16 protein-coding genes, 1 pseudogene and 1 riboswitch are annotated in these 21,006 nt (G+C 74.8%); of the genes and pseudogenes, 13 read left to right on the top strand and 4 right to left on the bottom strand.

Features of this window, described 5'->3' with window-relative positions; genetic code table 11:
* Positions 1-149 precede the first annotated feature (149 nt).
* Both trpD and IH48_RS0126105 read left to right on the top strand, forming a co-directional pair.
* Positions 150-1,214 (top strand): anthranilate phosphoribosyltransferase, encoded by a 1,065-nt coding sequence (gene trpD / locus IH48_RS0126110; protein WP_030909522.1) that lies wholly within the window; start codon positions 150-152, stop codon positions 1,212-1,214.
* A gap of 674 nt (positions 1,215-1,888) precedes the next feature.
* Positions 1,889-2,006: riboswitch (SAM riboswitch) on the top strand.
* A gap of 118 nt (positions 2,007-2,124) precedes the next feature.
* Positions 2,125-3,441: an aminotransferase class V-fold PLP-dependent enzyme gene (locus IH48_RS0126105; RefSeq protein ID WP_030909519.1), complete on the top strand. Its 1,317-nt coding sequence runs from the start codon at positions 2,125-2,127 to the stop codon at positions 3,439-3,441.
* A 51-nt stretch (positions 3,442-3,492) separates the two neighbouring features.
* On the opposite strand, the gene IH48_RS0126100 is transcribed toward IH48_RS0126105, so the two are convergent.
* Positions 3,493-3,774, bottom strand: a complete 282-nt coding sequence (locus IH48_RS0126100; protein WP_030909516.1) for an Lrp/AsnC family transcriptional regulator — start codon at positions 3,772-3,774, stop codon at positions 3,493-3,495.
* Positions 3,771-4,496, bottom strand: a complete 726-nt coding sequence (locus IH48_RS0126095) for a rhomboid family intramembrane serine protease (protein ID WP_030909513.1) — start codon at positions 4,494-4,496, stop codon at positions 3,771-3,773. Before IH48_RS0126095 ends, IH48_RS0126100 begins: the two co-directional genes overlap by 4 nt.
* Before the next feature lie 160 nt (positions 4,497-4,656).
* Between IH48_RS0126095 and IH48_RS0126090 the strand changes: the two genes are divergently transcribed.
* From IH48_RS0126090 to IH48_RS0126075, 4 genes are all read left to right on the top strand, one after another.
* Positions 4,657-6,039 carry an NYN domain-containing protein gene (locus tag IH48_RS0126090; RefSeq protein ID WP_030909510.1) on the top strand — a complete coding sequence of 461 codons (1,383 nt, stop codon included), beginning with the start codon at positions 4,657-4,659 and terminating at the stop codon, positions 6,037-6,039.
* A gap of 330 nt (positions 6,040-6,369) precedes the next feature.
* Positions 6,370-7,395 (top strand): C40 family peptidase, encoded by a 1,026-nt coding sequence (locus IH48_RS0126085; RefSeq protein ID WP_030909507.1) that lies wholly within the window; start codon positions 6,370-6,372, stop codon positions 7,393-7,395.
* A 278-nt stretch (positions 7,396-7,673) separates the two neighbouring features.
* Positions 7,674-8,762: an NlpC/P60 family protein gene (locus IH48_RS0126080; protein ID WP_420705544.1), complete on the top strand. Its 1,089-nt coding sequence runs from the start codon at positions 7,674-7,676 to the stop codon at positions 8,760-8,762.
* 66 nt (positions 8,763-8,828) lie between these two features.
* A complete protein-coding gene (locus IH48_RS0126075; protein WP_324604333.1) occupies positions 8,829-10,103 on the top strand; it encodes a hypothetical protein in 1,275 nt (424 codons plus the stop codon).
* On the opposite strand, the gene IH48_RS0126070 is transcribed toward IH48_RS0126075, so the two are convergent.
* Positions 10,060-11,403, bottom strand: coding sequence for a glycosyltransferase 87 family protein (locus IH48_RS0126070; protein WP_051840584.1), 1,344 nt, complete (start codon positions 11,401-11,403; stop codon positions 10,060-10,062). The two genes, IH48_RS0126075 and IH48_RS0126070, sit on opposite strands and share 44 nt — an antisense overlap.
* Positions 11,404-11,528: 125 nt before the next feature.
* Between IH48_RS0126070 and IH48_RS0126065 the strand changes: the two genes are divergently transcribed.
* Positions 11,529-12,671: a glycosyltransferase family 4 protein gene (locus IH48_RS0126065; protein WP_030909494.1), complete on the top strand. Its 1,143-nt coding sequence runs from the start codon at positions 11,529-11,531 to the stop codon at positions 12,669-12,671.
* A gap of 804 nt (positions 12,672-13,475) precedes the next feature.
* On the opposite strand, the gene IH48_RS0126060 is transcribed toward IH48_RS0126065, so the two are convergent.
* Positions 13,476-15,272, bottom strand: coding sequence for an AMP-dependent synthetase/ligase (locus IH48_RS0126060; RefSeq protein ID WP_030909491.1), 1,797 nt, complete (start codon positions 15,270-15,272; stop codon positions 13,476-13,478).
* 261 nt (positions 15,273-15,533) lie between these two features.
* Between IH48_RS0126060 and IH48_RS0126055 the strand changes: the two genes are divergently transcribed.
* From IH48_RS0126055 to IH48_RS0126030, 6 genes and pseudogenes are all read left to right on the top strand, one after another.
* Positions 15,534-16,304 carry a metallophosphoesterase family protein gene (locus IH48_RS0126055; protein WP_078850036.1) on the top strand — a complete coding sequence of 257 codons (771 nt, stop codon included), beginning with the start codon at positions 15,534-15,536 and terminating at the stop codon, positions 16,302-16,304.
* An 82-nt stretch (positions 16,305-16,386) separates the two neighbouring features.
* The gene (locus tag IH48_RS0126050) at positions 16,387-16,839 is read left to right on the top strand and encodes an SRPBCC family protein (RefSeq protein ID WP_030909485.1); all 453 of its coding nucleotides are present in this window, start codon (positions 16,387-16,389) and stop codon (positions 16,837-16,839) included.
* Between the two features lie 5 nt (positions 16,840-16,844).
* Positions 16,845-18,062, top strand: a complete 1,218-nt coding sequence (locus tag IH48_RS0126045; protein WP_030909482.1) for an ArsA family ATPase — start codon at positions 16,845-16,847, stop codon at positions 18,060-18,062.
* Between the two features lie 252 nt (positions 18,063-18,314).
* The gene (locus IH48_RS0126040) at positions 18,315-18,830 is read left to right on the top strand and encodes a DUF5304 domain-containing protein (RefSeq protein ID WP_030909479.1); all 516 of its coding nucleotides are present in this window, start codon (positions 18,315-18,317) and stop codon (positions 18,828-18,830) included.
* 66 nt (positions 18,831-18,896) lie between these two features.
* Entirely contained in the window at positions 18,897-19,838 is a 942-nt protein-coding gene (locus IH48_RS0126035) for an ROK family glucokinase (protein WP_030909476.1), read from the top strand.
* Between the two features lie 104 nt (positions 19,839-19,942).
* Positions 19,943-20,650: pseudogene (locus IH48_RS0126030) on the top strand (endonuclease/exonuclease/phosphatase family protein); the annotation flags it as partial.
* Positions 20,651-21,006 lie beyond the last annotated feature (356 nt).

Raw genomic sequence — 21,006 nt, 5'->3', positions numbered from 1 at the left:
GACGCTGTCACCACACACCGGGCCCCGGTCCGTGTCCCCTCGGGGGCACCGGCCGGGGCCCGGTCGTGCCGGCTCCCGGCGCCGATAGGCTACGGAGCGCGCAGCCGGCGGCCCGCCGGCGTTGAGGACACCCAGCCACAGGAGCGACCATGAGCGCTGTGACCCCCACCGGAGGCGACACCGTGGCGGCCCGTAGCTGGCCGGGCGTCCTGAACGCGCTGCTGCGCGGCGAGAGCCTGGGCCCCGACGACACGGCGTGGGCGATGGACCGCATCATGCGCGGCGAGGCGACGGACGTGCAGATCGCCGGGTTCGCGGTCGCGTTGCGCGCGAAGGGCGAGACCGTCGAGGAGGTGACGGGCCTCGTACGGGCGATGTACGAGCACGCCCGCACCATCGAGGTGCCGGGCAGGACGGTCGACATCGTCGGCACGGGCGGCGACCTCGCGAAGACCGTCAACATCTCCACGATGGCGGCCATCGTGGTGGCCGGGACGGGCGCGAAGGTCGTCAAGCACGGCAGCCGCGCGTCGTCGTCGGCGAGCGGCGCGTCCGACGTGCTCGGCAAGCTCGGTGTCAACCTGGAGTTGACGCCGGAGCGAGTGGTGGAGGTCGCGGAGGAGGCCGGCATCACCTTCTGCTTCGCGGTGAAGTTCCACCCGGCGCTGCGGCACGCGGCCAAGGCGCGCGGCGAGCTCGGCGCGCAGACGACGTTCAACATCCTCGGCCCGCTGACCAATCCGGCCCGCGTACGGGCGCAGGCGGTCGGGGTCGCCGACGCGCGCATGGCGCCCATCGTGGCGGGCGTGCTGGCGGAGCGCGGGAACTCGGCGCTGGTGTTCCGGGGCGACGACGGTCTCGACGAGCTGACGACGACGGCCACGTCGCGCGTGTGGCGTGTGCGGGACGGCCTCGTGGCGGAGGAGGCGTTCGACCCGCGCTCGGTGGGGCTCGACCTGGTGCCCGTCTCCGCCCTGCGCGGCCAGGACGCCTCCTACAACGCCGAGGTCGCGCGCCGTCTCCTCGCGGGCGAGCGCGGGCCCGTACGGGACGCGGTGCTGCTGAACGCCGCGGCCGCGCTGGTGGCGCTCGACCAGACGGACGACGCGCTCTCCGTCCAGCTCACGGCCGGTCTGGCACGCGCCGCGGAGTCGGTGGACTCGGGCGCGGCGGCGCGCGCCCTGGCGAACTGGGTCGAGGCGACCAACCGCTGACGCGAGCGGGGCGCCGCGCGCCCCGCCTGCCGCCGGCCTCTTGACGTCCAGCCGTGAGGGCGTCCCGCGTGGTGCCGCGATCCGGTCGCCGCGGGTGCCCGCACGCGGGTGCGGGGGTGATGTCCCTGGGGCTCAGGCGCGGGGCGGCACGGTGGCCACCGGGTGCCTTCGCCCGCAGGCGTGGGTGCCCGTCGGTGCTTGGGGGCGGGGGCGCCCCGGTAGTGCCGCGAGCCGGGCCCCGCAGGTGCGGGAGCGCCCGCCTCGCCGACCGGGGTGACTGCATCCGCGCCCACGCGTGCGATGGCCGTGAGGTCCCTGGTGTCCTGGCGTGGGGCGTCCCGGTAGTGCCGCGAGCCGTTTCCCGCAGGTGCGGGGCCCGTCGACGGGGGCGGGTGTGTTCGCGTCACGCGCGCGAAGGCCATCGGGCCGACGCCCGGCCGCGAGGGGGTGCCGCGTGGTCGCGCGTGCCTCGGGCTGGGCAGGCAGGCGCCACCCCACCTGCGGGGAAACCCGCGCGTGCGATCGCCGCGAGTCCTCTGGGTCCGGGCGCGGGATGCCCCGGGTGCCGTGTGCCTTCCCTCCGCAGGGCCGGGCGGGCGGGCCCGCGGGACGGGACGGAGGGGCGCGGCCCCCTCCGCCGTGACGGCGAGGGGCTGTGGCATACTCGCGTCCCAGGTCATGAGTGACAGCGACTTCGGCCCCGGCCCGCTGTCCGGCAACCCTCCGTCCGTGGCGGGGTGCCCCGGGTGAAGACCAGGCCGTGGGCAGCGAGGTCCGCGGCAAGCGCGGGCCCTGCGTTTCCCTGGGGTCCAGGTCCTCAGAGGGAGCTGTCCGTGAACAAGCGAATGCGATAGGCGCCGCGCGCGCCCCTCCGTGTCCCCTCACCAGAACTGCCACGAAGGAATTCGCCATGTCCGTCAACCTGGACACCCTGGACACCCCCGCCGCACGCCAGGACAGCCACGCAGCCCCCGCGCCGCTGCCCGTCCTCGGCACCGATGTCGCCGTGCCGCTCGCCGACGGCACCGAGATCCCGTACGCGGCCCTCGACTACGCCGCCAGTGCCCCCGCGCTGCGCCGCGTGTGGGACGACGTCGCCGCGTACGCCCCCTACTACGGCAGCGTCCACCGCGGCGCCGGGCACCTCTCGCGGCTGTCCACCGACCTGTTCGAGGAGAGCAGGCGCACCGTCGCCGGCTTCCTCGGCTGCCGCGAGGACGACCAGGTCGTCTTCACCCGGTCCACCACCGACTCGCTGAACCTCCTCGCGACCGCGCTCCCCGCCGGTTGCGAGGTCTTCGTCTTCGAGACCGAGCACCACGCGGCGCTCCTGCCCTGGGGGCGCACGGCGGACGTCACCGTTCTCGACGCGCCGCGCACGCCCGTCGCCGCGGTCGCGGCGCTGGAGGCTGCGCTGGCCGCGCGTGACGAGACCAGGCCCGCGCTGGTGTGCGTGACCGGCGCCTCGAACGTGACCGGCGAGCTGTGGCCCGTGCCCGAGCTGGCCGCCGCCGCGCACCGCCACGGCGCCCGCATCGTGCTGGACGCGGCGCAGCTCGTGCCGCACCTGCCCGTCGACGTGGCCGCGCTCGACGTCGACTGGGTCGCCTTCTCCGGCCACAAGCTGTACGCGCCGTTCGGCGCGGGAGTGCTCGCGGGCCGCGCCGACTGGCTGCGGGCGGCCGAGCCGTACCTCGCGGGCGGCGGCGCCACCCGCCGGGTCGCGCGCGGCGGCGACGGCGGCGTCACCGTCGACTGGAACACCGACGACTCACGGCACGAGGCCGGCTCGCCCAACGTGATCGGCGCCTACGCGATCGCCTCCGCGTGCCGTGCGCTGACCGACGCCGGGTTCGAGCACCTCGCCGGGCGCGAGCAGGTGCTGCTCGGCCGGCTGACGGCCGCGCTGGACGAGCTCCCTCGGGTGCGGGTGCTCAGCCTGTTCGGCGAGGGCGCGCACCGCGTCGGGGTGCTGTCCTTCGTCGTGGACGGGTACGACAGCGCGGACTTCGCCGCCGCGCTCTCCGACCGCTACGGGATCGGCGTGCGCGACGGGCTGTTCTGCGCCCACCCGCTCGTCCGGCTGCTGACGGGCGCGGACGGCGTGGACGGCGGTGACGGCTGCGGCGAGGGGCCGCTGAACGCGGTGCGCGTGAGCTTCGGCGCCGGCACGCCGCAGGAGCACGTCGAGCGGTTCGTACGGGCGGTGCGCGAGCTGGCCGCCTGACGGCCGCCGCTGCCGGGCGCCAGGGTCAGGCCCCGGCGCCCGGCGCCTGGATCAGGCGTCGAGGCCGATCGAGAACGCCGCTTCCAGATCGTGCTGCGAGTACGTGCGGAACGCGACGTGCGTGTCGGTCGCCTCGACGCCCTGGATCCTGCTGATCCGGCCGGGGATCACGTCCGCCAGGTCGTCGTGGCGGGCCACGCGGACCATCGCGATCAGGTCGTACGTGCCCGTCACCGAGAACACCTCGCTGACGCTCTCCAGCGCCGCGATCGACTCGGCGATCTCGGGGATCCTGTCGACGCTGGTCTTGATGAGCACGATCGCGGTGATCACGGCTGTCGTTCTCCCTCGGTGGCCACGGCTTGGCCCCTCACTCTACCGGGCCGCCAGTAGCACGCCGCCGCGTACAGGAACCCGGCGGTGAACCCCACAAGGTGCGCCAGATAGGCGACCTGCGGCCCCGCCTGGGCCCCCGCAGCGCCGGAGCTCTGGCGCTGCGCGAACCACTGGAGCGCGAACCAGAACAGCAGCACAGTCCAGGCGGGGAACCGCAGGGGCAGGAAGAAGAGGAACGGGAAGAGGCTGGTGACCCGAGCCCCCGGGAAGAGCAGGAGGAACGCGCCGAGTACCCCGGAGATCGCCCCCGAAGCCCCCACGAGCGTCTCGGCGCTGTCCGCGTTGGCCACGGCGTACGCGGACATCGCCAGCGCCCCGACGACGAGGTAGAACACGGCGAAGTGCAGGTGCCCCATGCGCTCCTCGGCCATCCCGCCGAAGACGTAGAGGAACAGCATGTTGCCGAGCAGGTGCAGCCAGTTCCCGTGCACGAACAGCGCGGTGACGGGCGTGACCAGGGCGTGCGGTGTCCACGCGACCAGCTGGTCGGGCACGATGCCCCACCGCTCGAAGTAGGCGCTCTGCGCCGCCAGCAGGGCGTCCGGCTTCCCGTGGGCGGGATCGAGGCCCGACACTGGAGAGACGACGAACGCCAGGCAGCACAGCCCGATGATGCCGTAGGTCACCACCGGGCCGTCCGCCGTCCGCCATTTGATCACGGACAGAGCATGACGCACCGGGGCGATCCGGTACGGACCGCCTCGCCGGATGGGCGGGTTCCGTAGGCTGCGGAGGCCAGGGCAGGCCGTAAGGTTGCCGGACCGAACGTGTTGGGTCGGAGCGGTGCACGAGGGCAGCGAGGTAGTGGGGTGACGGATCGTGGAGCAGCCCGCGGGCGGGGCTGAACCGGACGGCGCGGCCGCCGGGGCCGCGCCGTCCGGCGACGAGTCCCCGGAGGAGCTCGACCGCCCGCTGCCGGAAGGCGTGCGGCGCAAGGTCGTCGCCCTGTGCTCGGACGCCTTCGGCGGCCTGACCGTCGCCGAGCTGCCCGGCCAGCTGCGCCAGTACGCCCGCTTCACGCCGACCCGGCGCGCCAGGTTCGGCGGCAACGCCATGGCCGCGGCGCTCGCGGGCGACGCCGTGTTCCGGCAGCGCGTCGGGGAGCGGCTGGCCGCCGCGGAGCCCGAGATGGCCGCCGCGCTCGAATCGGGGTCGCCGCCCGCCGCGGCCGATCCGGTGGACGTGGCGGCGGCAGCATACGTCCTGCGGCCCCCCGGATGGGTGAAGTTGGTGGCCGCCGCGGGCGAGGAGGCCGAACGCGCGGACGCGGAACGTGCCGGTGACGAGGCCAGGCGCGAACTTGAGCGGCTGCGCGACGAACTCGCCGCGGCGAAGGCGCTCACCCGCACGGAGACCGAGCGGCTGCGCGCCGATCTCGACGCCGCGCGCAAGGAGGCCGACGTACTGCACCGCAAGCTGCGCAGCGCGCTCAGCGACGTCAAGCGCGGTGAGGCCGCGCTGCGCAAGGCCGCTGCCGAGACGGAGGCGGTGCGGGCCGAGGGCGCCGCTCAGGTGTCGGCGGCGGAGAGCGAGACCCGCAGGGTCAGGGCGCGGCTCGCGGAGGCGGAGTCCGCCGTCGAGTCGAGCAGGCGCGCCTCCCGCGAGGGCCGCTCGGTGGCGGACATGCGGCTGAGGCTGCTGCTCGACACGGTCCTCGAATCGGCGCAGGGGCTGCGCCGCGAGCTCGCCCTGCCGCCGGCGTCCGGCCGCCCCGCCGACCTGGTGGAGGCGGTCGAGCCGGGGCGGATGTCGCCGAAGGACATCGCCGCCCGCGCCCTGTCCGCCACCGACCCCGCGCTGCTCGACCAGTTGCTCGCGCTGCCGCAGACGCACCTGGTGGTGGACGGCTACAACGTCACGAAGACCGGCTATCCCACGATGCCGTTGGAGAAGCAGCGCCTGCGGCTGCTCGGCGGGCTCTCGCTGCTTGCCGCCCAGTCGGGCGCCGAGGTCACCTGCGTCTTCGACGGGGCGGAGCTCGCGGCGCCCGTCCTGCTCGCGCCGCCGCGCGGGGTGCGGGTGCTGTTCTCCAAGCCGGGCGTCACAGCGGACGAGTTGATCCGCCAACTGGTGCGCGCGGAGCCGTCGGGGCGTCCGGTCGTCGTCGTCTCCACCGACCGCGAGGTGGCCGACGGGGTCGCGGCGGCGGGCGCGCGCCCGGTAGCGTCCGCCTTGTTGCTGAAGCGGCTTTCGCGCTCCTGAGCAACTCCTGTGCCCAATGCCCGATTTCACCCTTCACGGAGCGCGGCAGAACGTCAGGTCGCGGTCACCGGCTGTGCAAAGTCCGGAATTTATGCCCTCCTGACGAAGATTTTTCGCGCTGGGATTTGAACTGATCACAAGAAGGTCACTAGGGTCGGGTCGAACCTTCGCGCGGTTGATCACCCACCCGGGGTGAACAGCGAAGGAACCGCCGAATTCGCGTAGTTCAGTTCAGCACGGGGGTGCGGGACGCGCGGAGCCGGAACCGGCGCCCCGCGCATGCGGAGAGACGGGCCCGGCAGGCGGCTGAGGAAGAAGGAGCTCGCCTCCGTGGCGTCCCACCGTCGTCCCAAGCAGCCGAACCGCGCCCGTGTCTCGGTGCTCACCGCTACGGCGGCCGCCGCCGTCGCCCTCACCTCGCAGGCCGCGCACGCGGACCCGAAGCCGAGCGTCAAGGACGTCAAGTCCAAGGTCGACGACCTGTACAAGCAGACGGAGCAGGCGACGGAGAAGTACGACGGCGCCAAGAGCCAGGAGGCCAAGCTCCAGAAGGAAGTCGGCAACCTTCAGGACAAGGTCGCGCGCGGCCAGGCCGATCTCAACAAGATGCGCGACGCGCTCGGCGCGATGGCGACCGCCCAGTACCGCACCGGCGGCATCGACCCGTCCGTGCAGCTCTTCCTCTCCTCGAACCCGGACAGCTACCTCGACAAGGCGTCCACGCTCGACCAGGTCAGCGCCAAGCAGGCCGACCAGCTCCGCGAGATCCAGGCCAAGCAGCGTGAGCTCGCGCAGGAGCGCAAGCAGGCCCAGGACAAGATGAAGAGCCTCGCCGCGGCCCGCAAGGAGCTCGGCGGCAAGAAGAAGGAAATCCAGGGCAAGCTCGCCGACGCGAACAAGCTGCTCAACACCCTGACCGCGCAGCAGCGCGCGCAGATGCAGCAGGACGAGCAGCAGGCGGCCAACCGCTCCAGCCAGCGCGTCTCGCTCGGCAAGGGCGTGCCCGCCTCGAAGCGTGCCGCGGTCGCCTTCGCCGCCGCGCAGACCAGGCTCGGCAAGCCGTACGTCTACGGCGCCACCGGCCCCAACTCGTTCGACTGCTCGGGCCTCATGATGTGGGCGTACGCGCACGCCGGCGTCTCCCTGCCGCGCACCTCGCAGGCCCAGGGCACCGTCGGTCCCCACCTCGGCAGGAGCCAGCTCGAGATAGGCGACCTCGTCATCATGGACGGCGGCAGCCACGTCGGGATGTACGCGGGCAACGGCCAGGTGCTGCACGCGCCTCACACGGGCACGGTCGTCAAGTACGAGGCCATGTCCGACATGATCTTCGACTACGGCGTCCGCGTAGGCTGAGGCGCCCACCGCACACCTGCCGAACCGCGAACCACACCGCCCGAACGGGCGATTGTGTGCACGCCGAGCTGACACCGCGCCCCGCCGGTGACCTGTTGGTCTCCCGCGGGGCGCCCGTGTGTCGCGTGGGGCGGGTCGCTGGCCGGTGCGTGATCGCCCGGCTACTGTCTGCTGCGCGCGGCACCGGCCGCGTGAGCGCGCACCGCGCGCGTCCAGCGGAAGGGAGTGCGGCTCCTGTGGTGTCCCATCGCCGTCCACCGGTGTCAGGCCAACGACCGGTGTCTGCTGAAGGACCAGTCCCTTCCGGGCACGCGGCACCGGCGCGGCACCGGCGGCAGGGCCCGGGTGCGGGCGGCAGGGCCGGCGCCGTCATCGCACTGTCGGCCGCCGCCGCCTCAGCCGCCGCGGCACTCGGCGCCGCCCCGGCGGACGCCCAGCCGGCGGCGACCCCCGCGGCCACCCGGGCACGGGTCGACGCGCTCTACGAGCAGGCGGAGCGCGCCACGCAGAGTTACGACGCCGCGACCGAGCGGGTCGCCACCCTCACGGACCGCGTCCGCAGCACCCAGAGCGACGCAGCGCGCGGCCAGGCGCGCATCAACACCATGCGCGGCGCCCTCGGGTCCGTCGTGGGCGCCCAGTACCGCTCGGGTGGCATCGACCCGTCGCTCGCGCTGCTGCTGACGTCCGACCCGGACACGTACCTCGAACGCGCCACGTTCCTCGACCGGATCGGGGAGCACGACTCAGGCACCCTGCACCGGCTCCGGCAGGCCCAACGCGGTCTCGACCAGGAACGGGCCACCGCGGCGCACGAACTCGCGCAGCTCAAGCAGAGCAGGGCCGCCGTCGCCCGGCACAAGCACACCGTCGAGGCGAAACTCGCCGAGGCACGCCACCTGCTGGCCGCGCTGCCCGCCGCCGACCGCGCCCCCTACGGCCGCGCCTCGCGCGGCAGCGGCCGCCTCGGCGACCTCGGCGACGTGTTCGGCGCCGAGGGCGGTGGCGCCTCGCCCGCCTCGTCGCGCGCCGCCGCGGCCCTCGCCGCGGCGCGCAGCGCGCTCGGCAAGCCGTACGCGTGGGGCGCCGAAGGCCCGAACAGCTTCGACTGCTCGGGGCTCATGCAGTGGGCCTACGCGCAGGCCGGGGTCGCCCTGCCGCGCACCTCGCAGGCCCAGCGGTACGCGGGCCGCCGCATCCCGCTGTCCGAAGCGCGCCCCGGCGACCTCGTCACCTACCGCGCCGACGCCAGTCACATCGCCATGTACGCCGGCCACGGGCAGGTCATCCACGCCCCCTACCCGGGCGCCTCGGTGCGCTACGACCCCGTCGGCATGCTGCCCGTCAACTCGGTCACCAGGGTCTGACCGGCGTCCCGCGCGGATCCGGGCATCGGGCCCTGGCGTTCCGCCGCACGCCCTACGATCGGCACCGTGGCAGATCCGTACGGCACCCCCGGCCGGCGCGGCACCCCCGGCCGCGCCGCAGGCGTGCCGTCCGCGCGGGCACGGCTGCTCGCACTCGTGCTCGCCCTGGCCTGCCTGTGCGCCGCCTGCTCGACGGCCGGGCAGCGGGTCGCGTCCGACACCACCGAGCAGCAGGTGCGCCAGGTCCTCGACCGGCGCGCCTCGGCCCTGCTGCACCGCGACCTGGACGCATACCTCGCCGCGATCGACCCGCGGGCGACCGATCTGCGCGCCGCGCAGCGCGCCGAGTTCGCGAGCCTCGCCGCCGTACCGCTGCGGTCCTGGCAGTACCAGGTCGACAGCGTGGCCCGCACGGGCGACACGGCCACCGTCCGCGCCCGGTTGCGCTACCGCCTCAGCGGCTACGACCGGGCGCCCGTCTCCACACCGCGCTTCCTCCAGCTGGACCGGCGCGCGGGCCGCTGGTACGTGGCGCTCGACCGGCCCGGCGACGGCGGCGCGCGGCAACTGTGGCAGCAGGGCAGGGTCGAGGCGCTCAAGGGCGCCCGCAGCCTCGTGCTCGGCGTCGGCCAGGACAGGGCCAGGCTGCGCATGATCGCGGCTGCCGCCGACCGCGCTGTGCCCGCCGTGGACGCCGCGTGGCACGGAACGTGGGAGCGCCGCGTCGTCGTCTACGTACCGGCGTCGCTCGGCGCGATGGCCGAGCTGCTCGGCCGCCCGGCCGCCGCGTACCGGGACATCGCGGCCGTCACCACCGGCGAGACCGGCGGCGCGGGCGCGGCGCCCGCTGACCGGATCATCGTCAACCCCGACGCGTTCGGCACCCTCAGCGACTTCGGCCAGCAGGTCGTCCTCACGCACGAGGCCACGCACGTCGCGACCAGGAGCGCCACCTCGGCGGCCACCCCGACCTGGCTGTCCGAGGGGTTCGCCGACTGGTCCGCGTACCGGGGCTCCTCGCGCACGGCCGCGGACCTCGCGCCCGAACTGCGGGCCGCGCTGCGCCGCGACGGGCCGCCGGACGCGCTCCCCGCCGACGGCGACTTCGCGTTCGGCTCGGACCCGGCCGCGCTGGCGAGCGCGTACGAGGAGAGCTGGCTCGCCTGCGAGCTGATCGCACGCAAGTGGGGCTCGGGGAAGCTCGACGCCTTCTACCGCGAGGTCGGCGCGCACGACGGGCGCGAGGGCGCCGTGGCCGCCGCGCTGCACGACGTCCTGTCGCTCACACCGGACGCCTTCACCCGGCTGTGGCGCGCGTACCTGACGGGGCGCCTGGGCTGACCTCGGGGCGCTCGGCCGCGGCCCCCTTGCCGCGTGCCACCGCGTGCCGGCCCGCCGTCTGCGTCCACAGCAGCCTGCACCCCATCACGGTCGCGGCGACCAGCAGCGCGTTGCGCAGCACCAGCAGCGTGACGCCGAGCGTGTCGCTCGCCACCACGTGCCCGAAGCCGAGCGGGAACTCCATCAGCGTCACCGCGGTCGCCAGCAGCACGAACACGGCCGGCACCGCCATCGCGCTCTCGCGCACTACCATGCAGACCGCCGCGAGCCCCACGAGCCACAGCATGTACTGCGGGCTGATCACGCGGCTCGTCGTGGTGAAGACCAGCACCGCGACGAACGCGGCGTCGCACAGCGTCGCGGCCGTGAAGACCCGCGCCCGCAGCCGCCACCACAGCAGCCAGCAGAAACCCAGCGCGCTCAGCCCCATCGCGGCGTCGGACACGACGGACACGTAAGGACCGACGAACTCGACCGAGCCGTAGTTCAGCACCACCTGGCCGTTCCAGCCGAAGTGGCGCGCGATGTGGAAGACGATCGAGCCGAGCGACTCCACCTCGGTGCCGCGGTCGCGCTGGAAGGCGAGGAACGCGAACGCGCCCGGCCCGAACAGCACGCACACCAGCGTCACGACCGCGCCCGCGACGGCGGCCGACGCCCAGGAGACCCGGGTCCAGCGGCCACGCGGAGTGCCCAGGAGCAGCAGCACCGGCCACACCTTCAGCATCGCGCCGAACCCCGCGAGCGCGCCCATGACTCCCGGCGCGCGCCCGCCGGCAGGTTCCCCGCCCGCCGCGCGGCCGCCCGCACGGCGGCGGGCGATCCCCGCGAGCAGGGCCGCGACCGCGACGGCCGTCACCATCACGTCGTAGCGCGAGTACGCGGTCGGCCCGAGCAGCGCGACGCCGACGACCCACACCCACGCGCCGCGCAGCGACCGTCCGGGGCGGGTGCCGGCGCGCAGCAGCAGCCCGAAGCCGATCGCGTCGAACACGCACGCCAGCACGAAGAACGCGGAGGTGTAGTCGAGGAACGGCAGCACGGCGGGGGAGAGGATCGCGAACGCGGCCGCCGGCGGGTACTGCCAGGTGACGTCGGACAGCGGGTACGTCCCGGTCCTCAGCACCTCGAACCAGCCGTGGTAGATGCCGGAGACGTCGCTCGTCACGTCAGGACCCGGCAGGTGCGGGAACCACGCCACCCTGAACACGAGCAGGAGCATCACCGCCCTGGTGAGCACCCAGACGGCGACGGCGATGGCCGTCTTCCCCCGTGAACCGTGGCCGCCCTCGCCCGCCATCGACCGTCCCGTCGCGTCGTCCGCACGTGTCGTCCGCACGTGTTTGCGAGGGCCATGATGCCGGGCGGACCGGCGCCGGGGCCAACGGACACGGCCGGCGCACCGGGAAGGTACTGTTCGGCCCGATGCGCAAGACCCTGATCGTGACGAACGACTTCCCGCCGAGGCCCGGCGGAATCCAGGCGTTCCTGCACAACATGGCGCTGCGGCTGGACCCCGACCGCGTCGTCGTCTACGCCTCCACCTGGAAGCGCGGCGCCGAGGGCAGGGACGCGACGGCGGCGTTCGACGCGGAACAGCCGTTCACCGTGGTGCGCGACCGCACGACGATGCTGCTGCCCACGCCCCGGGTGACGCGGCGCGCCGCCGGCCTGCTGCGCCAGCACGGCTGCGAGGCGGTGTGGTTCGGCGCGGCCGCCCCGCTCGGCCTGATGGCGCCCGCGCTGCGGGCCGCCGGCGCGCGCCGGCTCGTCGCGACGACGCACGGGCACGAGGCGGCCTGGGCGCAGCTGCCGGGCTCGCGCCGGCTGCTGCGGAGGATCGGCGAGTCCACCGACACGATCACCTACCTGGGCGAGTACACGCGCTCCCGCATCGCGGCGGCGCTCACGCCGGAGGCGGCCGGCCGGATGGTCCAACTGCCGCCCGGCGTCGACGAGAAGACGTTCCACCCGGACTCGGGCGGCGCGGCCGTGCGGGCCCGGCTCGGCCTCACGGACCGGCCGGTGGTCGTGTGCGTGTCGCGGCTGGTGCCGCGCAAGGGCCAGGACACGCTGATCGACGCGATGCCCGCGATCCTGGCGGCCGTGCCGGACGCCGTGCTGCTGATCGTGGGCGGCGGCCCGTACGCCAAGGCGCTGCGGGAGCGGGCGGCCAAGGCCGGCGTCGCCGCGTCCGTGCACTTCACGGGGCCCGTCCCGTGGGCCGAGCTGCCCGCGCACTTCGGCGCGGGCGACGTCTTCGCGATGCCCTGCCGCACCCGCAGGGGCGGCCTCGACGTCGAGGGACTCGGCATCGTCTACCTGGAGGCGTCGGCGACGGGCCTCCCGGTGGTCGCGGGCGACTCGGGCGGCGCGCCGGACGCGGTGCTCCAGGGGCGGACTGGCTGGGTGGTGTCCGGCACGGACACGGCCGCCGCGGCCGAGCGCATCGTGACGCTGCTGGAAGACCCGGCGGCGCGCCGCGCGATGGGCGAGGGCGGCAGGCGCTGGGTCGAGGAGAAGTGGCGCTGGGACCTCCTGGCCGAGAGGCTGAGGGCGCTGCTGTAGCGCCGCGCCCCGGCAAACGGGCCGCGCCGGGCACGCCCCGCGAGGGCCACGGCCCGGCCCGCCGCGTCGCCCCCTGCGACCGGTGATGCCGCCCCCCAACGGGCCCGGCCGCCGCGCGGGCGCCGCATGCTGGGGCACGGCGTCCGCCGAAGGCCGCCGGTCCTGGCGCCTGCCCGGACCCGCACCCGGCTGGCGCCGCGGCGCCGCGTCGTTGGCGGCAGCCATCGCAGGCTGCCGGCCGTGTCCGTGCGGGCCGCGATGTGCCGGGGCCTGCGCCGACGGCGAGCTGTCCGCCTGCGCGCGGAGGCCTGACGCGTGCCGTGGGCCGTGGCGCGGACCCCGGGCCGCCGGCGCCTGCGACGGGTACGGGCGCGGCGCCGTGACCGGGCGTACGTGCGGCCGTGGTGCCGGAGTGCCGGGGCGCGACCGCGTGGCCCGGCCGCGGTGGTGTGCGGCCTCATCCGGGCGGCGGCAGCCCGACCCGGGCCGCGTCCGTACGGCACCGGTGACGGCGTCCGAAGCGCTGGGGCGCGGGTACCTGGTCGGGACTGTGCGGCGAGTGCGGGGCGTACGCCGGGCGGCGGCAGCCCGCCCGCCCAGGGCCGCGCCGCCGTCACCGGCGGCCCGTACCGGACGGGCTGCGGGCCGGGCCCGGTCGCCAGAGGGCAGGGTGCGGGTGCCTGTCCCGGACCGGCACGCCGCGCGTGCAGCGGCGCCCGGGTTCTGTGCGCCGCTGCGCCGGGCCGCAGGCGCCCGCGCGCTCGGCGCGACGCGACCCGGCCGCGCCCGCCGGGCGCGGCCGGGTCACGTCGTGTACAGCGCCTCGATCTCCTCCGCGAAGTCCTTCGCGACCACGTTCCGCTTCAGCTTCAGCGACGGCGTCAGGTGGCCGCTCTCCTCCGTGAACTGGCGCGTCAGGATGCGGAACTTGCGCACCGACTCCGCCTTCGACACCGCCGCGTTGCCCTCGTCCACCGCCTGCTGGACCTCCGCCAGCAGCCGCGGGTCGAGCCGCAGCGACGCGACCGTCGCGCCGGCCGGGCTGCCGTGCTCGCGGGCCCACCGCGCGAGGAACTCCTCGTCCAGCGTGATCAGCGCGCCCACAAACGGGCGGCCGTCGCCGACGACCATGCACTCCGCGACGAGGGCGTGCGCCCTGATCCGGTCCTCGATCACCGCGGGCGCCACGTTCTTGCCACCCGCCGTGACCAGGATCTCCTTCTTCCTTCCGGTGATCGTCAGGTAGCCGTCCTCGTCCAGCGAGCCAAGGTCACCCGTGCGGAACCAGCCGTCCGCCAGTGCCTGTTCGGACGCCTCGGGGTTGTTCCAGTACCCCGTGAACAGGTGCTCCCCGTGCAGCAGCACCTCGCCGTCGTCGTCGATGCGCACCACGGAACCCGGCAGCGGCTGCCCGACCGTGCCGATCTTCTGCCGGTCCCACGGGTTGAAGGTCGTCGCCCCGCAGGACTCGGTCAGCCCGTACCCCTCGAGCACCGTGAAGCCGATGCCGCGGAAGAAGTGGCCGAGACGCTCGCCCAGCGGCGCGCCGCCCGAGATGGCGTACTCGCCGCGGCCGCCGAGCACGGCGCGCAGCTTGCCGTAGACGAGTCTGTCGAACAGCCGGTGGCGCAGGCGCAGGCCGAACGACGGGCCCTGCGCGGTGCCGAGGGCCCGGCTGTACGCGACGGCCGTGCCCGCGGCGCGGTCGAAGATCGCGCCCTTGCCGTCCTCGTACGCCTTGGCGCGGGCCGCGTTGTACACCTTCTCGAACACGCGCGGCACGCCGAGGACCAACGTCGGCCGGAACGCGGCCAGTTCATCGGTCAGGTTCTTCGTGTCCTCCAGGCAGCCGAGCTTGACGGGCGCCATCACGCACGCCAACTGCACGATCCTGCCGAAGACGTGGGCCGCGGGCAGGAACAGCAGCAGCGACGAGTCGCCGGTGCGGAACAGCGGGCCGAGGCGCTCGACGATGTTGCCGCACTCGGCGAAGAAGCTGCGGTGGGTCAGGACGCACCCCTTGGGCCTGCCCGTCGTCCCGGAGGTGTACACGATCGTGGCGGGCGCGTCGGCCTTGCCCGCGGCGGCACGCTCGTCGAGCGCCGCGTCCGGCACGTCCGCGCCCGCGGCCACGAGCTCCGCCAGGCCGCCGCCGGCGAGCGACCACACCGAGCGCAGCGCCGGCAGCCCATCGCGCACCGACTCCACCGCCGCCGCGTGCTCCCCGCTCTCCACCACGGCCGCGACCGCGCCCGAGTCGCCGAGCACCCACCGCACCTGCTCGGCCGAACTCGTCTCGTACACGGGCACAGTGACCGCGCCCGCGCTCCAGACCGCGAAGTCGAGCAGGACCCACTCGTACCGGGTGCGGGACATCAGCGCCACCCGGTCGCCGGGCTCGATCCCCGCGGCGACCAGGCCCTTGGCAGCGGCCCGCACCTCGTCGAGGAACCGGCGCGCCGTCACGTCCTCCCAGCCGCCGGCGGCCTTCCGGCCGAACAGCGCGGTGTCCGGATACTGTGCGGCGTTGCGTCGCACGAGATCGGTCAGAGTGCCGTCCGTCGGGACCTCGTACAGGGCCGGAAGACTGAACTCACGCAAAACTGCTGCTCCTCATCGGGCGCCGGCGCCGCGGCCCTGACGCGCCCCGGCTGCGGTACGCACGGACCGCCCGCAGAGGTTACCTGCCGGTACGGTCCTATGGACGGTGCCCTGGCCAGATGGTTCCGGTGTCACACGGTTTTTGCGACTCCCGGTGCACAGTAGTCCAAGGGGCGGCCGCGGGGTGATCGCCGTCGCCCCGGCGCCGCCGGGCGACGGGCACGGGCGGCCAGCGGACGGGCGAGCACAGCGAGGTGACAGGTGACCAGGGTTCATGTGGTGAGTGACGTCCATGGCAACGCGAAGGGGCTCGCCGCCGCGGGCGACGGGGCCGACGCCCTCGTCTGCCTCGGCGACCTCGTCCTCTTCCTCGACTACGCGGACCACTCCCGCGGCATCTTCCCCGACCTGTTCGGCGCCGAGAACGCCGACCGGCTCGTCGCGCTGCGCACCGAGCGCCGCTTCGACGAGGCGCGCGCGTTCGGCGCCGGGCTGTGGGCGGGCCTCGACGCGACGCCCGCCGCGGCGATCGAGGCCGGCGTGCGACGCCAGTACGAGGAGTTGTTCGGCGCCATGCCCGCACCTACGTACGCCACCTACGGGAATGTCGACATGCCGGCCCTGTGGTCCGAGTACGCGCGCCCCGGCACGACCGTCCTCGACGGCGAGCGCGCCGAGATCGGCGGCCTCGTCTTCGGCTTCGTCGGCGGCGGCCTGCGCACCCCCATGCGCACGCCCTACGAGATCCCCGACGAGGAGTACGCCGCCAAGGTCGAGGCGCTCGGCGAGGTCGACGTCCTGTGCTCGCACATCCCGCCCGAGGTGCCCGACCTGACCTACGACGTCGTCGCCCGCCGCTTCGAGCGGGGCAGCACCGCCCTGCTCGACGCCATCCACCGCACCAGGCCGCGCTACGCGCTGTTCGGGCATGTGCACCAGCCGCTCGCGTCGCGCATGCGGATCGGCGCCACCGAGTGCGTGAACGTCGGGCACTTCGCCTCGACCGGCAGGCCATGGGCCCTGGAGTGGTGAGAGGGCGCAGGACCGCGCAGGAGGCGCCGCGAGGGCCGCGATAACCTGCACGCGGCGTACCCAGTCTGCGAGGAGCACCGCGATGGCGGAACACACGATTTCGAGCATCACGATCGAGGCGGCCCCCGCCGCCGTCATGGCGGTGATCGCCGACTTCGGCCGCTACCCCGAGTGGACCGGGGAGGTCAAGGAGGCGGAGGTGCTCGCCACCGACGCTCAGGGCAGGGCCGAGCAGGTGAGGCTCGTGCTCGACGCGGGCGCGATCAAGGACGACCACACCCTCGCCTACACCTGGGCGGGCGACGAGGTCACCTGGACGCTCGTCAAGTCCCAGATGCTCCGCTCGCTCGACGGCTCCTACCGGCTCGCGCCCCTGGCGGGCGGCGCCCACACGGAAGTCACCTACCGCCTCGCGGTCGACGTCAAGATCCCGCTGCTCGGCATGATCAAGCGCAAGGCCGAGAAGGTCATCATCGACCGCGCGCTCGCGGGCCTCAAGAAGCGCGTCGAGTCCACCGAGAGCGCGGGGGCCTGACCCGCATGTCCCCCCGTACGGTCTTCGTCACCGGCCCCGGCGGCGCGGGCCGTACGACCGTCGCGGCGGCCACCGCCCTCGCGGCCACCCGCCGCGGCGACCGCACCCTGCTCCTCACGGCCGACCCGGCGGCCGAGCCGGTACTCGGCGCCGCGCCGGGGCCCGACGCGGCACACCCCGCGCGGGTCACCGACGGCCTGTGGGCCGCGCGGGTCGACTCGGCGGGCCACTTCCGCACCGAACTGCTCGCCCTCCAGGAGCGGGCCACGCCCGCACTCGACCTCCTCGGCGCCCCGCGGCTGCGCGGCGAGGAGCTGACGGAACTGCCCGGCAGCGACAGCTTCGCGCTGCTGCACGCCCTGCGCACCGCCGCCGACGCCGGCTGGGACGTCCTCGTCGTCGACCTGCCGCCGCTGCCCGCCGCCCTCCCCCTGCTCGCCCTGCCCGAGGCGCTGCGCCGCTACCTGCGGCGCCTGCTGCCCCCGCAGCGGCAGGCCGCGCGTGCGCTGCACCCGATGATGGCGCAGCTCGCCGGCGTGCCCCTGCCGTCCAGGTGGCTGTACGAGACCGCCGGCCGCAAGGACGCCGAACTCGCCGCGGCACAGGCCCTCATCGAGGATCCGGCCACGTCCGTGCGGCTCGTCGCCGAGCCCGGCCACGCCGCCGACGAGGCCCTGCGGACCGCGCGCGCCGGCCTGGCCCTGTACGGCCTGCGCGCCGACGCGCTCGTGGCCAACAGGGTGCTGCCGCCGGCGGACGGACACCCCTGGCTGGCGGCCGCGGGCCGGCTGCAGCGCGAGAGCGTCGCGGCCTGGCGGGAGCCCGCCGCGGCCTGGCCCGCCGTCCACGAGCTGCCGCACCTGGGCCGCGACCCGCGGGGCGCCGGAGACCTGGACGCGCTCGGGCTCCCCGCCCCCGACGACGCGGGCGCGGCGGGCGAGGCGCGCGCCGCGGAGCCGTGGTGGGTGGAGGACCGCATCGCCGCCGACGGCCTGCTCGTGTGGTGCCTGCCGCTGCCCGGGGCGGTCAAGAGCGAGCTGAACCTCGTCCGCAGGGAGCACGAACTGGTGCTCACCGTCGGCCCGTTCCGCAGGATCGTGCCGCTGGCCCCTGCGCTGCGCCGCTGCACGGTCTCCGGCGCCGCTCTCACCGAGGGCGTCCTCAGGATCCGCTTCGCGCCGGACCCCGGCCTGTGGCCCAAGGACGGGCCCGCCGGGACCTGAGAAGCTGTTGTCTTGCCCCCTGCGGGGGTCGAGGGGGCTGGCACAGCCATCTCCGGCGTTGTCGTCACTCGCCGACGCTCCGCGTCGACTCCCTCCTCCGCCTTGGATCTGACAGCACCAGCCCCCTCGACCTCATCCCACACTGGGCAAAACAACAGCTTCTGAACCGCCCGGCCCTCTTCGGGTACCGTCGAAGGTGTACATCTCCCGCCGCCGGGCGGTGGGAGGCCTTGCCGGACGCGGGAGTACCCCATGAGCGATGCGAGCGAGCGGCCCGACGCGGACGCCTGGGCCACGGCGTGCGCCGAGGACCTGGCGGCGGAGAAGGCCAGGCGCCGCGCGGTCTACGGGCCGCCGCCGTCCTCGGCCGCCGACGAGCTGCGCAAGTTCGCCGACGCCGTCGCCGACCGGCTGACCTCCCTCGACAACCCGCTGTTCGGCATGGCCGCCCAGGGCGCCGTCCAGCAGTTCGTCAGCCAGGCGAAGGCCGCCGTCGAGCCCGTGATCCAGCGCAACCCCGACTTCTTCGACCACCTCGCGGCCGCAGGCGGCGAACTGCTCGCCGCGTACCGCTCCGCCGTGCAGGACCAGGAGAGCCGCTGGACGCGCGGCGCCGCGTCCGACGACGCCGCCACACGCGGCGGCGCACCGGGCGGTGCGGAGCAGGGCCGCGGGAAGCTCGGCCCGAAGGACTCGCGACAGTCCCTCGACCCGAGTGACCCGAGGGACGAACGCCCCGGCCCCGACGGCCACATCGACCTGGACTGAGCAGGGCGGCGCCGACCCTCGGGTACCGTTGGGCCCAGCGGGGCACGACCGAAAACTGAGGGACACATGGGACTCACCATCGGCGTCGACATCGGCGGCACGAAGATCGCGGCGGGCGTCGTCGACGAAGAGGGCACCATTCGCGATGTGCACAAGGTGCCCACCCCGGACACCGCCGAGGGGATCGTCGACGCGATCTGCTCAGCGGTCTCGGGGGCCGGTAAGGGACACCAGATCGAGGCCGTCGGCATCGGGGCCGCCGGCTACGTCGACGACAAGCGTGCGACGGTCCTGTTCGCGCCCAACATCAACTGGCGGCACGAACCGCTCAAGGACAAGGTCGAGCAGCGCGTCGGCCTGCCGGTGGTCGTGGAGAACGACGCGAACGCCGCGGCCTGGGGCGAGTACAAGTTCGGCGCCGGCAAGGGACACGACGACGTCATCTGCATCACCCTCGGCACCGGCCTCGGCGGCGGCGTGATCATCGGGAACAAGCTGCGGCGCGGGCGCTTCGGCGTCGCGGCGGAGGTCGGCCACATCCGGGTGGTGCCCGACGGGCTGCTGTGCGGCTGCGGCAGCCAGGGCTGCTGGGAGCAGTACGCCTCGGGCAGCGCGCTCGTGCGCTACGCGCGCCAGCGGGCAGCCGCACAGCCGGAGAACGCCGAGGTGCTGCTCGCGCTCGGCGACGGCACGCCGGAGGGCGTCCAGGGCAGGCACGTCAGCGACGCCGCCCGGCGGGGCGACCCGGTCGCGGTCGACTCGTTCCGCGAGCTGGCCCGCTGGGCGGGCAGCGGACTCGCCGACCTGGCCTCGCTGTTCGACCCGTCCGCCTTCATCATCGGCGGCGGCGTCTCGGACGAGGGCGACCTCGTGCTCGAACCGATCCGCAAGTCCTTCAGGCGGTGGCTCGTCGGCGGCGAGTGGCGCCCGCACGCACAGGTGCTCGCCGCGCAACTGGGCGGCGAGGCGGGCCTCGTCGGCGCCGCGGACCTGGCACGCCAGGGCTGACCCGGCCTCGACCCCGACGCGCGTGGCGCACTCGTGCCCGCCGTACCCCCGTGACCAGGGGGACGGCGGGCACGCGCGTTCCCGATCTCCCGTAGGGTGAGGGCATGGCAATGCCCCCGCTGCCCGACTCCCGTACCGAGCCGGACGGTTCGGCCGTGATCCGGGTGCTCACGTACAACATCCGCTCGATGCGCGACGACCGTGCGGCGCTCGCGCGCGTGATCCGGGCGTGCGCGCCCGACCTCGTGTTCGTTCAGGAGGCGCCGCGCTTCTTCCGCTGGCGCAAGTACGCGTCGTGGCTGGCGCGGGCGACGGACCTCGTCGTGCTCGGCGGCGGCGCCACGGCGGCGGGCCCCCTGCTGCTGTGCTCACTGCGCGCGACGGTGGAGTCCACGCGGGACGTCCTGCTGCCGCGCACCCCCGGCCTGCACCGCAGGGGCTTCGCGACGGCCGTCGTACGGTTCGGGCGCGCCCGGCTCGGCGTGCTGAGCTGCCACCTCAGCCTCAACGCGGGCGAGCGGCTCGACCAGGCCGGGAAGGTGCTCGACGGGCTCAAGTCGATGGACGCGCCGCACTCCGTCGCCGCGGGCGACATCAACGAGCAGCCCACGGGCCGCGCCTTCAGGCTGCTCGCCGACCAGCTGCAGGACGGCTGGGCCACGGCGCCCTGGGGGACGGAGCACACCCACGGTGCGACGTCGCCGGACCGCCGCATCGACGCGGTGTTCGCGACACCGGGCGTCGAGGTCCTGACCTGCGGCGTCCCGGCCGGCCTCGACGGCCTGTCCCCACGCGACCTGCGCAGGGCGAGCGCGCCGTTTCGTCTGCCGCGTCTCCCCGGCGGCGCCGTTTCGTCTGCCGCGTCTCCCCGGCGGACGGTGCGGCCTTCGGAGGGCGGCGGATTTCGGGCTTGGCGGGCCTTGGGTGTGGGGCAGCTCTGCCAGCAGGCGCGCGGGGCGCGGCTCGGGCGGGTTGGCGGCGGCGCGGGCGCCGTTTCGGTCGCGTGTCCCGGCGGCCGGCGGCGGATTCCGGGCTGAGTGTGGGGCAGCCGTGTCGGCTGGTGCGCGGGTGTGGTCCGCACGGTGCCTGGCCGGTTGCAGCGCGCGCGGCGGCGGCGCGGGCGGCGGGCCCTGGCGGCGGACGGCGGCAGGGACAGTACGACGTGGCG

Origin of the sequence: Streptomyces sp. NRRL F-5126 (genome assembly GCF_000721265.1) — a bacterium.
GTDB lineage: Bacteria > Actinomycetota > Actinomycetes > Streptomycetales > Streptomycetaceae > Streptomyces.
The sequence above is the reverse complement of the archived record's forward strand: the minus strand, read 5'-3'. Positions and strand labels throughout refer to the sequence as shown.